Origin of the sequence: Methylobacterium sp. E-066 (genome assembly GCF_022829635.1) — a bacterium.
Classification (GTDB): domain Bacteria; phylum Pseudomonadota; class Alphaproteobacteria; order Rhizobiales; family Beijerinckiaceae; genus Methylobacterium.
Window position 1 is genome coordinate 22,298 of record NZ_JAKSYO010000190.1, and the last position, 14,564, is coordinate 36,861.

Here is a 14,564-nt window from a genome sequence, read left to right on the forward strand (position 1 = left end):
CTACAGCACCGGATCCGCGTCGATGCGCATCCGCAGGATCGCGTAGGGTCTTTGCTGCAAATCCTGGCCGCGGTTGAATTCCGGCCGGCGGTTGACCTGGGCGCCCGAGATGTAGAGCCAGCGGTCCGGGGTGATCCAGAACGTGTCGGCCCAGACCAGGCGATCGTCGGCGGCGAGCACCTCCACGGTGCCGTCCGGCCAGCGCCGGCCGACGGCGTTGTGCTCCTGCAGGCTGAGATAGATCCGGTCCTGCGAATCCGTGGTCAGGCCGCCGGTCATGCCCTTCTCGCCGAGGTCCTGGACCTTGGCGGCCAGGGCCGCGTCCGACACGGTCGGGTCGAGCAGCGCCGCGGTCTCCACCGCGTAGAGGCGCCGGCTCATCAGCGGCGCGTAGTACAGACGGCTGCCGTCCGGGCTGATCGCGATGCCGTTGGCGCCGCCTTTCGGGTGCTTGGCTGGGGCGTCGCCCTTCTGCTCCATCACGGGCCGCAGTTCCACGAACTTGACTAGGCCCTCCTCCGTGGCGGTGCTCGGATGGTCGGCGAGGCGGCGTGTCACCCGCCCGCTGGCGAGGTCGACCGCCAGGATCGCGCCCTGGCCGCCCTGGCCCTGGTCGGTGATGTAGGCGAGCGCCCGGTCGTCGCGCACGTCGACGCGGAGGTCGTTCAGGGAGGAATGCTCGACGATTCCGGCATCGAGCGGGATCACCCGGCGGATCCGGTCCTGGGTGATGTCGATCTCCACGAGCTTGGCGCCCCCCGGTACCGGCTTGCCCTTGCCCTCGGGCAGGCCGGAATCGAGGATCCAGAACGTGTCGTTGCGGTCGAACACGCCGTTGGGCACGTGGAACAGGGTCGCCTGCGGGTCCTTCGGGTCCGGCTTATTGGTCCGGGCGTCCGGGTAGGGCTTCACCGAGCCGTCGGGCAGCACCTCGCCCAGCGTCACCGGCTCCGATCCGGTGAAGCGCGGCATCATCACGAACATCCGGCCGCCCCGGGCGATCGCCAGGCCGGTGGGCGTGGACGGGGCGTCGGCATCCATCGCCAGCTCCAGGACCCCGGCGGGGCGGCTGGTGGGGGGCTCGCGGTGGGGCGACGGCGCGGCGCTCGCCGGTCCGGCCGCGAGGGCGACGAGACCCGATCCGATCAGGCGGCGGCGGTCGAGGGGCATGCAGATCCTGTGGCTTGGCGGTCGGGCCGGCGGCCCGCCTGTGCCGCTTCCGGCGGGTCGAGGGGCCTCCCCGGCCTGCAGGGTCGGGAATATCGGCCCAACGCGCGGCGGGGGCGGGCGATCCCGCCTCGGATCGCGGCGCAGGCGCGCGAACACGGATCCTCTCGACTGATCAGATCTGTGATCCTGCGTATCGAACAGCAGAGATCTTCGCTGCGTTTCATATTTGAGCATGTATCGTTGTCACGATGCGGTTTTTACGAGCAAATATAAGACAATTATCGATTTAATATCTATATTTATGTATTGATAAAATTGTTGACATTCCTGTCTGTCCCGCGCTAAGGGCGGTTCAGTATCAGTAACGACATCGATCGGTTGCGGAGTATCCGGTCGCGCAGCAGAAGTTTTTTAACAGACCCGCGTGGAACCGCGGGCCGATTGCCGCCGGCAAGACCTTCGCGTCTTTCATGGGGTCGGGATCGGGTCCGGATATGCCGTGTTCCGGCCTCCGGTGTTCATGATCGCATCGTCATGGTACCTCGCTACGGTCGCCGGTGCGGCGGCCGCGCGGGGGGACTCACGCTCAACACGGGACTGGACAGCCGTCTTCCGGCGCTGCGACGCGCGCGGGGACCGGGCTTGAGATCGACAGGTAGGAGACGCATGGATCCCCAAGGATCCGGACATGAGCCGGAGGCCGCGCCGCCACGGAGCACCCATCCGCGGGTCCTCGCGGTGGCGGTCCAGAAGGGCGGCACCGGCAAGACCACGCTGGCAGCCTCGCTCGCCGTCGCGGCCGCGGAGGCCGGCGAGCGTGTGACCGCCCTCGATCTCGACCCGCAGGGCTCCCTGGCCGGCTGGGGCGCGACGCGCGAGACCGACACCGTGGCGATCGACCGGCTCCAGCCTTGGGAGATCGGCCAACTCCCGGAAATTCTGGACATCCTCGCCCAGCAGGGCACGACCCTCGTCGTCCTCGACACCGCCGGCAGCTCCAGCGGGCTGGCGCCGGCCTTGAAGGATGCGGATTTCGTGCTGATGCCGGTGCGGCCCTCGCGCCTCGACATCGTGGCGGCGCGCCCGACCCTCCAGGCCCTGATGACTCTCGGCCTGCGCGGCCGGTTCGCCCTGGTGCTGAACCAGTGCCCGCCGCCGCCCTCGCCGCGCACCAGCGCCTATGCTGCGCAATTGCGGGCGCTGGGCGTGCTGGCCGAGCCGGGCATCATCCACCGGGTCGATCACCAGGACGCCCTGGCGACCGGGCTCGGCGTCACCGAATACGCGCCGACGAGCCCCGCCGCCGAGGAGATCCGGGCCCTGTGGGCCTGGATCGACGCGAAGATGCGGGCGTCCCGCTCCGACGATCAGCCCTGAGCCAGGGCCGCGAGGATCCGCGCCCAGGAGCGCGTGCCCTTGTGGAAGCTCGTCAGGTCGTACTTCTCGTTGGGCGAGTGGATCCGGTCGTCGTCGAGGCCGAAGCCGATCAGCAGCGTGTCGCGGTCCAGCAGCCGCTTGAAGTCGCCGACGATCGGGATCGAGCCGCCGGCGCCCACGGTCACGGCCGGCACGCCCCATTCCTCGGCGAGCGCCGCCTTGGCGGCCCCGAGCTGCGGCATGTCGAAGGGCAGGCTGATCGCCCGCGAGCCCTTGTAGGTGATGACATCGACTTTGCAGTCCGCCGGCACCCGCGCGCGCACGAAGGCCTCGAACCGTTCGGCCAGAACCTTCGGGTCCTGGTCGTCCACGAGGCGGAACGAGATCTTGGCGGAGGCAGTCGAGGCGATCACCGTCTTGGTGCCCTCGCCGGTATAGCCGCCGATGATGCCGTTGGCGTCGCAGGACGGGCGCGACTGCACCAGCTCGATCGGCATCCGCCCGCGCTCGCCGGCCGGCTCCTTCAGGCCGATCGGCCCGAGCAGCGTCTCGGGCGTCAGGCCCAGGCCGCGCCACTGCTCCAGCACCTCGGGCGGGCGCTCGTGCACGCCGTCGTAGAAGCCCGGGATCGTCACCCGCCCGTCTTCATCGTGCAGGTCGGCGATGATCTTGGCGAGCACGTGGATCGGGTTGCGCGCGGCGCCGCCGAAGAAGCCCGAATGCAGGTCCCGGTCGGCGCAGGTGACCTTCACCTCGAAATACGCGAGCCCGCGCAGGGACGAGGTGATGGCGGGCGTGCGCCGGTCCCACATGCCGGTGTCGCAGACCAGCACCACGTCGCAGCCCAGGCGGTCGCGGTTGGCCGCGACCCATTCCGGCAGGCCCTGCGAGCCGCTCTCCTCGGCACCCTCGGTCAGGATCGTGACGCCGCAGGGCAGCTCGCCGCTCATCGCGATATGCGCCCGGCACGCCTCCACGAAGGTCATGACCTGGCCTTTGTCGTCGGAGGCCCCGCGCCCGACGATGGTTTTGTGACCCTCCGCATCCGACGCGATGCGCGGCTCGAAGGGCGGCGTCGTCCACAGGTCGAGCGGGTCGACCGGCTGCACGTCGTAATGGCCGTAGAACAGCACGTGCGGCGCGCCGGGCTTCGGCTTGGTCGCGAGCACCACCGGGTGAAGGGACGTGTCCTCCACGGAGGTCTCGAAGCCGAGCGCCGTGAGGTCCTGGGCGAGCCACGCGGCGGCGGCCCGGCAATCGCCGGCATGGGCCGGCTCGGTCGAGATCGACGGGATCCGCAGGAAGGCGAACAGCCGCTCCAGGGCGTTCTCCAGGTCCGTGTCGATGTCGTTGAGGATCGCGTCGAGCGCGGCCATCGGAGGCTCCGGGATGCGGCAGGATTTTTCGAGACGACAGGGTTACCCGAGGCGAGGTGGGCGCGGCAACGCCCGAACGTCCAACCCTGAGACCGATCGTCCTCGGAACGGGAGCAGATTGGAATGGTTATCGACAGAACCGTCTGGCTGGCGCGCCCGTCGCTCCGTCGCCGCACCCAGACCGATCCGTTCCCCGCCCGGATTCGCGGCGGCTCCAGACCTTGGACCAGCCCATGCTTCTCGAAAAAAGTCCGCCGGTGCGGGCCGATGCCGGCCTCGCCATCACCCTGACGATCAACGGGCAGCGGCGCGAGCTCACAGTTACGCCCTGGACCACGCTGCTCGATCTCCTGCGTGAGAAGCTCGATCTCACCGGCACCAAGAAGGGCTGCGACCACGGCCAGTGCGGCGCCTGCACGGTGCTGGTGAACGGCACCCGGGTGAATGCCTGCCTCACCCTCGCGGTGATGAAGGACGGCGCCGAGATCACCACGGTCGAGGGCCTCGCTGGCCTCGGCGACCGGGGCGGCAGCAACGCGCTGCATCCGATCCAGGAGGCGTTCATCGAGCACGACGCCTTCCAGTGCGGCTACTGCACCCCGGGCCAGCTCTGCTCCTCGGTGGGACTGATGAACGAGGGCCACGCCCACAGCCGCGAGGAAATCCGGGAGGCGATGAGCGGCAACATCTGCCGCTGCGGCGCCTACACCAACATCGTCGACGCCATCGAGGACGTGATGCAGGGAGCGGCGCGATGAACCGGTTCGATTATGTCCGCGCCGGCACGGTGGCTGAGGCGGTCCAGGCCTACGGGGCGGGCGCGCGGTTCATCGCGGGCGGCACCAACCTGATCGACCTGATGAAGTACGAGGTCGAGAAGCCCGGCCGGCTGATCGACATCACCCGCCTGCCCCTCGATGGCATCGAGGCGCATGAAAGCGGCCTGCGGCTCGGGGCGCTCGCGACCAACGCCAAGGTGGCCTACGACGAGCGCGTCGCCGGGCAGTATCCGCTGTTGCGCAACGCCATCCTGGCCGGTGCCTCGGCGCAGCTGCGCAACGCCGCCTCCACGGGCGGAAACCTGCTGCAGCGGACCCGCTGCTACTACTTTTACGACACGGCCACGCCCTGCAACAAGCGCGAGCCCGGCTCCGGCTGCCCGGCGATCGGCGGCGTCAACCGCATCCACGCGATCTTCGGGGCGAGCGAGAGCTGCATTGCCACCCACCCGTCCGACATGTGCGTCGCCCTGGCGGCGCTCGAGGCGACGGTCCGGGTGAGTGGGCCGCAGGGCGAGCGGACGATCCCGTTCGCGGATTTCCACCGCCTGCCGGGAGACAGCCCCGAGATCGACACCAACCTCGCCCCCGGCGAGATCGTGGTTTCGGTCGACCTGCCCGAGAGCAAGTTCCCGCAGCACTACACCTACCTGAAGCTGCGCGACCGCCTGTCCTACGCCTTCGCGCTGGTCTCGGTAGCGGCCGGCGTCGAGCTCGACGGCGACACGATCAAGACCGCCCGCCTGGCGCTCGGCGGCGTCGCCCACAAGCCTTGGCGCAACCGTGAGGCCGAGGCGCTGCTGGAGGGCCAGCCCGCCACCCGCGAGAGCTTCCAGCAGGCGGCCGACCTCATCGTCTCGGAGGCCAAGCCGCAATCGGCCAACGGCTTCAAGATCGACCTCGCCCGGCGCGCCATCGTGCGCGGCCTCGAACAGGCCGCTGCCGGCACGCCCCAGTCGCTCAGCGACAAGCGCATCCAGTAGGCACCCCGATGACCCAGACCTTCAGCTCCACCGGCCACGACACCTTCGTCGGCAGCCCGCGCAGCCGCATCGACGGACCCGCCAAGGTCACCGGCCTGGCCAAATACGCGGGCGAGTTCGCCGCCCCCGACCTCGCCTACGGCACTGTCGTGTCGAGCGCCATCGCCAAGGGCCGGATCGCGGCGATCGACTCCGCCGAAGCCGAGGCGGTGCCCGGCGTCCTCAAGGTGATCACCCACGAGAACCGGCCGCGCACCGCGTGGCGGGACAAGAACTTCCAGGACGCGGTGGCGCCCCCCGGCTCGCCGTTTCGCGCCCTCTATGACGACCTGATCGTCTATAGCGGCCAGCCGGTCGCCCTGGTGGTGGCCGAGGATTTCGAGACGGCGCGCTACGCCGCTTCGCTGATCCAGGTCCGCTACGAGGCCCAGGAGCCGACGACCGACCTCCGGGCCGTGCGCGGCGAGGCCTACGATCCGCCCGGCAAGCGCGAGGGCATCAAGCCGCCGCCGGAGCCGTGGGGCGATGCAGACCAGGCCTTCGGCAGCGCGCCGATCCGCGTGCAGGGCGCCTACACGCTGGCCAACGAGCACCACAACCCGATGGAGCCGCACGCCACCACGGTGGTGGTGGAGAAGGACGGGACCTACACGGTCTACGACAAGATCCAGGGCGTCTCGAACAGCCACCAGTATCTCGCCAACGTGTTCGGCCTGAAGCCCGATCAGGTGCGGGTGCTCAATCCCTATCTCGGCGGCGGCTTCGGCTCCGGCCTGCGCCCGCAATACCAGGCCTTCCTGGCGATGCTGGCCGCCCAGGAGCTGAAGCGCTCGGTGCGGGTGACCCTGACCCGCGACCAGATGTGGTCCTTCACCTACCGGGGCGAGGCACTGCAGACCGTGTCCCTCGGTGCCGAGGCGGACGGAACCCTGACGGCGCTCCGGCACGACGCCGTGCAGGGCACCTCCCACTACGAGGATTACCAGGAGGTCATCGTCAACTGGTCGGGGGTGCTCTACCGCTGCGATAACGTCGCCTTGACCTACCGGATCGCCAAGCTCGACACTGCCACCCCGGGCGACATGCGCGCGCCGGGCGCTGTTACCGGCGTCTTCGCCATCGAGACCGCGATGGACGAGCTTGCCTATGCGACCGGGATGGATCCGATCGCGCTGCGGCTGAAGAACTACGCGGATTCGGACGCCACCGCCGAGGGCAAGCCGTTCGGCTCCAAGGAGCTGAAGGCCTGCTTCACGCAGGGCGCCGAGCGCTTCGGCTGGTCCAAGCGTAGCCTCGAGCCGCGGTCCATGCGCGAGGGCCGCGAGCTGGTCGGCTGGGGCGTCGCCACCGGCGTCTGGGAATCGATGATGATGCAGTCGAGCGCTATCGCGACGCTCACCGCCGACGGCCGGCTGGTGGTGGGCAATTCCACCGGCGACATCGGCACCGGCACCTACACGATCCTGACCCAGATCGCCGCCGACACCCTGGGCCTGCCGATGGAATCCGTCACCACCAAGCTCGGCGATACGCGCCTGCCCGAGGCGCCGGTCGCCGGCGGATCCTGGACCGCGGCCTCCTCAGGCACCGCCGTGATGAAGGCCTGCCGCAATGTCGGCGAGCAGCTGTTCAAGCTCGCCCGCGGTCTCGAGAACTCGCCGCTGGCCAATGTCGATGTCGATCGCGCCTTCTTCGCGGACGGTCGCATCTCGGTGGCGGGTGATCCCAGCCGCAGCGTCTCGATGGTCGAGGTGATGCGGGCGGCCGGGGTCGACAAGGTCGAGGCGGTGGAGCAGGCCGGCCCGGACAAGGACTTCAACAAGACCTATCAGGCCTACACCCACGGGGCGATCTTCGTGGAGGTGAAGGTCGACGAGGAGCTGGGCCAGGTCCGGCTCACCCGGGTGGTCTCGGCGATCGCGGCCGGCAAGATCCTCAACCCGAAGACCGCGCGCAGCCAGATTTTGGGCGGCGTGGTGATGGGGATCGGCTCGGCGCTCGAAGAGGAGTCGATGCTCGACCACCGCTTCGGCCGGTTCATGAACCACAATCTCGGCGAGTATCACGTGCCGGTCCACGCCGACATCTACGACATCGACGTGATCTTCGTGGACGAGGAGGACAAAGCCAATCCGTTGGGCGTGAAAGGCCTGGGCGAGATCGGCATCGTCGGTACTGCGGCGGCGATCACCAACGCGGTGTTCCACGCCACCGGCAAGCGCGTCCGCGACCTGCCGATCACGATCGACAAGCTGCTGTGACGGGTGAGCAGCCGATGTTTCCCGTGAAACATCGGCTGCTTCCGGGACTCACAAGTTGTTACAGAAAGACCGTCGTACAAAGTGTGCGGCGGTCTTCGTGCATGAGCCCTCCTTGAGCCACCTTCTGCAATCCTGGCGCTTCTGGGCGCTTGCCGCCGCGGGATTCGCAGCCCTGACAGCGATCCTCGCCAAGGTCGGGGTCTCGGGCGTGCAGTCGGATGTCGCCACCTTCGTGCGCACCCTGGTGATCGTCGCCTTCGCGGGGGCGATCGTGGTCGGCTCCGGCCAGACCGGAGGACTCGCGCAGATCTCTGGCCGCAGCCTGGTCTTCCTGGTCCTGTCGGGGCTCGCCACCGGGGCGTCGTGGCTGTGCTACTTCCGGGCGCTGTCGCTGGGAGATGCCGCCCGGGTCGCGCCGCTGGACAAGCTCAGCGTCGTGCTGGTCGCGATCCTCGGCGCCAGCCTGCTCGGCGAGACATTGAGCCTCGCAGCGTGGGCCGGGGTCGGACTGATCGCCGCCGGGGCTACCCTGGTCGCCTCGGGCTGGTGATCGTCTCACTGGATGAGCGCCAGCACACCGATCCGTTTACCGGTCGGGCGCATCCTGGCGGTCTCGTGCGAAGGAGACCTTCCATGGAAGCGGTCTATCGCGGCTTCGAGACCTCGCTGCTAGGTCTCGCTTTCTGCCTCGGCCTCGGCGCCTGCCTGACGCTCGGCACCCCGCCGGCGCCGGGCGACGGGTTCGCCGTCACCCTGCCGATGCTCTCCGTAACGCTCGGTGGGCCCTGAACCGGGGGCGTTGGAGTGCGCGAGGCCGAAGGGGACAGCGGCCCGGCGACAAGCGCGCTCAAATCAAGGACTTAGAGTCGTTCCCGATTGCAACGCCACGGTACACGACAGGGGCTCGCTTGGTCCTGCTCGGCGCTCCTCCCATCCAATCCCCTCATCCTTAGGCGCCGTAGCGGAGCGGAGGCCTCGGAGGAGCCCTCCAGCCAGCCGCGCGATCCCTGGAGACCTCCTTCGAGGCTCGCTGCGCTCGCACCTCAGGATGAAGGAGGGGGTTGGGATCAACCTATGGTGTCCGTCAGCCGGCACAGTCGATCGATCCGGCGCCCTTCGATGTCACGCTGTCGCGCACCATATTGAAACGCGATCGGGAACGACTCTTCTAAGCGGCACTCCGAGTCGCACGGAACATGAAGTTGCGCGCCTCGTCGTCCATCTCGGCCTTGAAGGTGTGGTGGCCCTTCAGAGCCTCGGTGGCCTGCGCGGCCGGGCGGGCGTTGATCGCGTCGAGTTGGCGCTTGACGTTCGGCAAGCCCGCGAAGGCGTCCTCGCCCAGCACGAACGGCACCATCCGGGCCCAGCCCCACACCGCCATGTCGACGATCGTGTAGGTCTCGCCCAGCACGAACGGACGGTCCGCGAGCCGCTGGTTCAGGATGTCCCAGTGGCGGCGCGCTTCGAAGGCGTAGCGCTCGGTGGCGTAGGCACCGCCGTTGGGCGCGAAGTGGCGGAAATGGACGCATTGGCCGGAGAACGGCCCGATGCCGGTCGCCACGAACATCAGCCAGGACAGCATCTCGCCCCGCACCGCCTCGCCCTCGGGCAGGAACAGGCCGGTCTTGCCCGCGAGGTAGAGCAGGATCGCGTTCGAATCGAACACCGTCACGTCGCCGTCGACGATGGTCGGCACCTTCGCGTTCGGGTTGAGCGCCGTGTAGGCGGGATCGAACTGCTCGCCCATGCGCGGATCCACCGGCACCGGCTCATAGGGCAGGCCCATCTCCTCCAGGCAGAGGGCGACCTTCATCGGGTTGGGGCTGAGATTGTAGAAGAATCGAATCACGGCGCTCTCCCTGAACGGCTGCGAACGGTTGTCCGCGGGCCGAGCCTGCGCAAGCCGCGCCGGTGCGGGGCGGCTATTCCACCACGATCTTGTAGCTGCGGCCCGGCACCAGAGCGGCGCCGCGCTCCAGGCCGTTGAGGACCAGGAACCGGTCGAGCGCCCGGTCCGGCACCGCCATGCGGCGGGCCAGATCCTCGGCGCTGGTCGAGCCGGCCTGGACCACCTGCAGCCGAAGGGGCCGCAGCACCGCCTCCTCGGGGGTGATCGCCCGCAGGCTCGCGACCCAGGGCCGGAAGGCTGGCTCAGGGTCGGTTGCGCCCTTGGCGGCCATGATCATCCGGAAGGTCGCGTCGTCGACCCGGATCGCCGCGAGGCGGAAGGTCCAGTCCTTGCCGCGGGACAGCGCGAAGGCCGCCGGGTGGCCGCCGACCTCGCGGGTCTCGAACCCGGCCGGGTCGAGGGCGTCGTTCCAGCTGCCCTTCAGGGCCGCGTCGAGGGGCTGGCCGTCCTTGGCCTCGATCTGGTCGAACAGCAGGCGCCGGTTGCCGTCCGGAGTGGTGCCGAGCACGGCCGAGCGGGTGTTCTCCAGGACGAACCCGTCCGGCACGTCGAAGGCGATGCCGAGACCCGGATGGACGAAGCGGTGGCCGCGCACCGCGCCGTCGCGCGGATTGTCGCCGTAGGGCAGCCCGTCCACCGCCGCGAGATACTGCGCCCGGTCGTCGGCGCCGATGCCCGGCGCCCCGATCCGGCGCGCCGCCCGGGTGACCTGGGTGATGCGCTCGGCGGTGCCCGGATGGGTCGCCAGCATGTCGGGCTCGCCGGTGCCGCCGCTGCCGGCCTTCAGGTTGGTCGAGCGGTTGAGCGCGGTGAGAAAGCGGCCGGCCGCGAACGGATCGTAGCCGGCTTTGGCGAGGGTGCGCACCCCGGTGGCGTCCGCCTCCAGCTCCTGTTCGCGGGAGAACCGGGCCAGCGCGAAGCGCGACTGGTGCTGCAGCTGCGCGCCGGTATCGGGGTCATTCAGGACGTCGGCAACGACCCGGCTGACCAGGGCCGAGCGCAGCTCCAGCTCGCTCCGGGCGGTGGCGTGGTTGAGGGTGACGTGCGCCATCTCGTGGGCGAGCACGGCCGCCACCTCGGAGGTGTCGCTCGCCAACGCCACCAGCCCGCGGGTGACGTAGAGCCGCCCGTTCGGCAGCGCGAAGGCATTGACCACGGGGGAATCGAGCAGCGTCACCGCGTAAGTCTGGTCCGGGCGCTCGCTGGCCTTCACCAGCCGGTCCGTCACCTCCGTGAGCATCCGCATCACGTTGGGCGCGCGCACCTCACCCCCGAACGAGGCCACGAGTTTGAGATGGTCGGCATCGGCGGCGCGCTCGCGCCCGGTGGTGCGTGGCGCCTCGGCCGGCACCCGGACCACGGCCGGCGCCACAGGGCCGGCGGCCTGGTCGGCCACGCAGGCGCCGAGGGCGGCAGCCAGAAGCATCGCCCCGGCGCAAGCCGATGCCCGGCCGAGCAAGCGCCGCCCCACCCCCCGAAATCGCTTCGTGATCCCGCTCATCGCGATCAGCGCCGCAGCTCCCGTTCCCCCGTCGGCCCGGCCTCGCGCCGGTCCGGCTCGCTCAGGATCTCGACCCCGTCGGCGTTGGCCTCCACGGTCGGGCCGCGCCAGACCTCCAGGATGCCGCGGACCCGCACGCGTCGCCCTTCGAGCGAGGCCGCACTCAAACCACGGGTACGCATCGTTCGCCAAGTGCGTTTCGATACCGTGACCGTGAGCCCGTCCTCGCCGCGGGCCACGAAATCGAGATAGGTGCGGGCGCTGCGCTCGCCGACATGGCGGATGTGGCCCTCCACGACGACGAAGCGGCCCTCCCGCGCCCGCAAGGCCGGGCCGTCGGTAGCCTGGAGCGGGGACTCGCGCCACAGGCCGAGTTTCTTGTCTCGGGCGGCATCTTCCACTGCGCGCAGGGCCGGACGGCAGAGCGAGTCGCGTTCATCCGCATCCGAGAAGGCAAGGCCGGCCGCGATCAAGCCGCCGGCGAGGTCGATATCGGTATCCGCCACCTGGATGTCGGCGTGCTCCCGGCCCCAGCGGTCGGGCGGTCCGCGCGGAACAACGACGAGGCCGTCGCCCCGCCGGGCATCGAGCCACGCACGCGCCGCTTCGGCGGCCTCTGGGGCGTCCGGCCAGCGGACGGAGTCGAGCACGACCCGGGCGCCGGAGGCGAGGCGGATCTCGCCGCGCAGCCCGACCCCGGCGAAGATCTCGATGCGGGCCGGCTCCGGCCTGCACTCGGCGGCACCCGGAGCGGCGCGGGCCGGCGCGGCCGCGCCGAGGGTTGCCAGCACCAGCGCCGCCGTCGCGCGGGCCATCCGGTACAGCCGCCATTCCGCCGGTTTGCCATCTGTCCGGATCATCGAACGCATCCCGGGCCGATTCTGCCCCGGAACGCCACCCCGTGCACCGCGCGGTTGGCCTGCCCAGGCGTTGATGCTATGGGAATCGTGGTCGTCTCCGTAGCTCAGCTGGACAGAGCACAGGTTTCCTAAACGGTCACAATTGGGCGTCGCGCCGGGAAACCGCGCGGCGGATCCGCTCAAAGTCGGGGAAAGCTTCCGGCGCCGGTCTTCCGGCGTCCTGCCGATCCCGAGCCAAGCCTGCCCGGCGCCGATGCGTCGAACGGGAAGGTGTAGAGACTAGACGGGCGGCACCTAACGGCCGGGCGCAAGCACGGCCCAGGGTGAAGGGATAGTCCAGGCCACGAACGCGGCCCGCAAGGGACGCGGCGGCGAAAGCCGAAGTGGTATGAAACCTGGGGTCGCAGGTTCGAGCCCTGCCGGGGACACCAGAATTCAGGCCGCCGATGCGCAATCAGCACCGCGGCAAAACATTTACCGCGATGGTCACCCGCCGGTGACACGCACGCGCGATACGGTTAAGCTTCGCCGCCCGAAAATCGCGGCAGGAGTGGGCAAGTTCTTCATGGCGGGTCAGAAAACCGATCAGCGTGACGTGTATGTCGGTCAACGCATCGCCGAGCAGCGCCGGAAGGCGTCGCTGACGCAGCGTCGCGTCGCGCAGAGTTTCGGGATGTCGGCAGCGCAGCTGCAGAAGTACGAGAAGGGCACCAACCGGATCAGCGCCGTCCATCTCGACATCTTCTCCCGGATGACCGGGGTGCCGATGGATTATTTCTTCAAGGGCATGCCGCGCACCGACGACTTCACGGCGCCGGGCTTCTCCGAGCCGGAGCAGGCGCCCCTGACCGATGGCGGTGGCCTGCAGGGCCTGGCCGAGATCGTCGGCCGTCACATCACCGAGCATTTCTCCGAGGAAGCCCGCCGGGACGTCGCCGCCGCCATCCGGGCGCTCGACCATAAGCTGAACGGCTGAGTGCTGAGTCGCGCCGCAAACGGACGTTTTTCCATCCATTTCGTACGTTATAGCGGATCCGTCCGGCGTTTCGCCTTGACCGTGGCGCGACCCGGTGCGAGAACCCCGGCCCCATGAGGGGTCAAACGCCGCGATCGCGACGGCGTACCCGTAGCCGGGGTCCGTCCGATGCCGCGTTCCAACTACCTGTTCACCAGTGAGTCGGTCTCCGAGGGCCATCCCGACAAGGTCAGCGACCGGATCTCCGATACGGTGGTGGACGCCTATATCGCGGCGATGCCGGAGGCCCGGCTCGGGGTCGAGACCCTGACCACCACCAACCGCGTCGTGATCGCGGGCGAGGTGCGCGGTCCGGATTCCGTGACCTTCAAGGATCTCGAGGAGCTGACCCGCCAGGCCGTGAAGGAGATCGGCTACGAGCAGGACGGCTTCCACTGGAAGAACAACGAGGTCCAGATCTACCTGCACGCCCAGTCCGCCGACATCGCCCAGGGCGTGGACGCGGCCGGCAACAAGGACGAGGGCGCGGGCGACCAGGGCATCATGTTCGGCTACGCCGCCGACGAGACCCCGGAGCTGATGCCGGCGCCGCTGTTCTACGCCCACAAGATCCTCAAGGACCTCGCCGACGCCCGCAAGAAGGGCGAGGGCGATGCCGGCAAGCTCGGCCCCGACGCCAAGAGCCAGGTCACGGTCCGCTATGAGAACGGCCGCCCGGTCGAGGCGACCCAGATCGTGCTGTCCACCCAGCACCTCGACGAGTCCCTGGACTCGGCCGACGTGCGCGCCATCGTCGAGCCCTACATCCGGGCGGCCCTGCCACAGGGCTGGGTCAACGAGGGTACCGTCTGGCACGTCAACCCGACCGGCAAGTTCGTGATCGGCGGTCCGGACGGCGATTGCGGTCTCACCGGCCGCAAGATCATCGTCGACACCTACGGCGGCGCGGCCCCGCACGGCGGCGGCGCGTTCTCGGGCAAGGATCCGACCAAGGTCGACCGCTCGGCGGCCTACGCGGCGCGCTACCTCGCCAAGAACGTGGTCGCGGCCGGCCTGGCGCACCGCGCCACGATTCAGCTCGCCTACGCGATCGGCGTCTCGAAGCCGCTGTCGATCTACGTGGACCTGCACGGCACCGGCCAGGTCGACGAGGCCAAGCTCGAATCCATCCTGATGGACGCCATCGACCTGTCGCCGCGCGGCATCCGCACGGCGCTCGGCCTGAACAAGCCGATCTACGCGCGCACCGCGGCCTACGGCCATTTCGGCCGCGCCCCGGAGGCCGATGGCGGCTTCTCCTGGGAGCGCACCGACCTCGCCTCGAAGCTGAAGTCGGCCCTGTCGTAAGGCGGCCCGCGCTCCAGCGTTGAAC

General features: G+C 69.4%; 13 protein-coding genes. 8 read left to right on the forward strand and 5 right to left on the reverse strand.

Annotation, left to right across the window (positions count from 1 at the left end; translation table 11 throughout):
* On the reverse strand, window positions 1-1,170 hold the full coding sequence (locus MKL20_RS28320; RefSeq protein ID WP_244039471.1) for an SMP-30/gluconolactonase/LRE family protein: 1,170 nt from the start codon (window positions 1,168-1,170) through the stop codon (window positions 1-3).
* 666 nt (window positions 1,171-1,836) lie between these two features.
* Here MKL20_RS28320 and MKL20_RS28325 point away from each other — a divergent pair.
* Entirely contained in the window at window positions 1,837-2,547 is a 711-nt protein-coding gene (locus MKL20_RS28325; protein WP_244039472.1) for a ParA family protein, read from the forward strand.
* On the opposite strand, the gene MKL20_RS28330 is transcribed toward MKL20_RS28325, so the two are convergent.
* The gene (locus MKL20_RS28330) at window positions 2,538-3,923 is read right to left on the reverse strand and encodes a M20/M25/M40 family metallo-hydrolase (protein WP_244039473.1); all 1,386 of its coding nucleotides are present in this window, start codon (window positions 3,921-3,923) and stop codon (window positions 2,538-2,540) included. The two genes, MKL20_RS28325 and MKL20_RS28330, sit on opposite strands and share 10 nt — an antisense overlap.
* 233 nt (window positions 3,924-4,156) lie before the next feature.
* Here MKL20_RS28330 and MKL20_RS28335 point away from each other — a divergent pair, with 233 nt between their 5' ends.
* The 5 genes from MKL20_RS28335 to MKL20_RS28355 all read left to right on the forward strand — a co-directional run bounded on the left by MKL20_RS28335 (window position 4,157) and on the right by MKL20_RS28355 (window position 8,735).
* The gene (locus MKL20_RS28335) at window positions 4,157-4,681 is read left to right on the forward strand and encodes a (2Fe-2S)-binding protein (RefSeq protein ID WP_243963768.1); all 525 of its coding nucleotides are present in this window, start codon (window positions 4,157-4,159) and stop codon (window positions 4,679-4,681) included.
* Window positions 4,678-5,685: an FAD binding domain-containing protein gene (locus MKL20_RS28340; RefSeq protein WP_244039474.1), complete on the forward strand. Its 1,008-nt coding sequence runs from the start codon at window positions 4,678-4,680 to the stop codon at window positions 5,683-5,685. The genes MKL20_RS28335 and MKL20_RS28340 overlap by 4 nt, the downstream gene beginning before the upstream one ends.
* An 8-nt stretch (window positions 5,686-5,693) precedes the next feature.
* Window positions 5,694-7,946 carry a xanthine dehydrogenase family protein molybdopterin-binding subunit gene (locus MKL20_RS28345; RefSeq protein WP_244039475.1) on the forward strand — a complete coding sequence of 751 codons (2,253 nt, stop codon included), beginning with the start codon at window positions 5,694-5,696 and terminating at the stop codon, window positions 7,944-7,946.
* Window positions 7,947-8,058: 112 nt separating this feature from the next.
* Window positions 8,059-8,496: an EamA family transporter gene (locus MKL20_RS28350; protein WP_244039476.1), complete on the forward strand. Its 438-nt coding sequence runs from the start codon at window positions 8,059-8,061 to the stop codon at window positions 8,494-8,496.
* Between the two features lie 83 nt (window positions 8,497-8,579).
* Window positions 8,580-8,735, forward strand: a complete 156-nt coding sequence (locus MKL20_RS28355; RefSeq protein WP_244039477.1) for a hypothetical protein — start codon at window positions 8,580-8,582, stop codon at window positions 8,733-8,735.
* A 379-nt stretch (window positions 8,736-9,114) separates the two neighbouring features.
* Here MKL20_RS28355 and MKL20_RS28360 read toward each other — a convergent pair whose 3' ends face one another.
* The 3 genes from MKL20_RS28360 to MKL20_RS28370 form a co-directional block, all read right to left on the reverse strand.
* The gene (locus MKL20_RS28360) at window positions 9,115-9,795 is read right to left on the reverse strand and encodes a glutathione S-transferase family protein (RefSeq protein ID WP_244039478.1); all 681 of its coding nucleotides are present in this window, start codon (window positions 9,793-9,795) and stop codon (window positions 9,115-9,117) included.
* Between the two features lie 73 nt (window positions 9,796-9,868).
* Window positions 9,869-11,356 (reverse strand): M48 family metalloprotease, encoded by a 1,488-nt coding sequence (locus tag MKL20_RS28365; RefSeq protein WP_409568210.1) that lies wholly within the window; start codon window positions 11,354-11,356, stop codon window positions 9,869-9,871.
* 5 nt (window positions 11,357-11,361) lie between these two features.
* The gene (locus MKL20_RS28370; protein ID WP_244039480.1) at window positions 11,362-12,216 is read right to left on the reverse strand and encodes a thermonuclease family protein; all 855 of its coding nucleotides are present in this window, start codon (window positions 12,214-12,216) and stop codon (window positions 11,362-11,364) included.
* Between the two features lie 565 nt (window positions 12,217-12,781).
* On the opposite strand from MKL20_RS28370, the gene MKL20_RS28375 reads away from it, so the two are divergent.
* Both MKL20_RS28375 and metK read left to right on the forward strand, forming a co-directional pair.
* A complete protein-coding gene (locus tag MKL20_RS28375; RefSeq protein WP_243963868.1) occupies window positions 12,782-13,192 on the forward strand; it encodes a helix-turn-helix domain-containing protein in 411 nt (136 codons plus the stop codon).
* Between the two features lie 168 nt (window positions 13,193-13,360).
* Window positions 13,361-14,539 carry a methionine adenosyltransferase gene (gene metK / locus MKL20_RS28380; RefSeq protein WP_244039481.1) on the forward strand — a complete coding sequence of 393 codons (1,179 nt, stop codon included), beginning with the start codon at window positions 13,361-13,363 and terminating at the stop codon, window positions 14,537-14,539.
* Window positions 14,540-14,564: the final 25 nt, after the last annotated feature.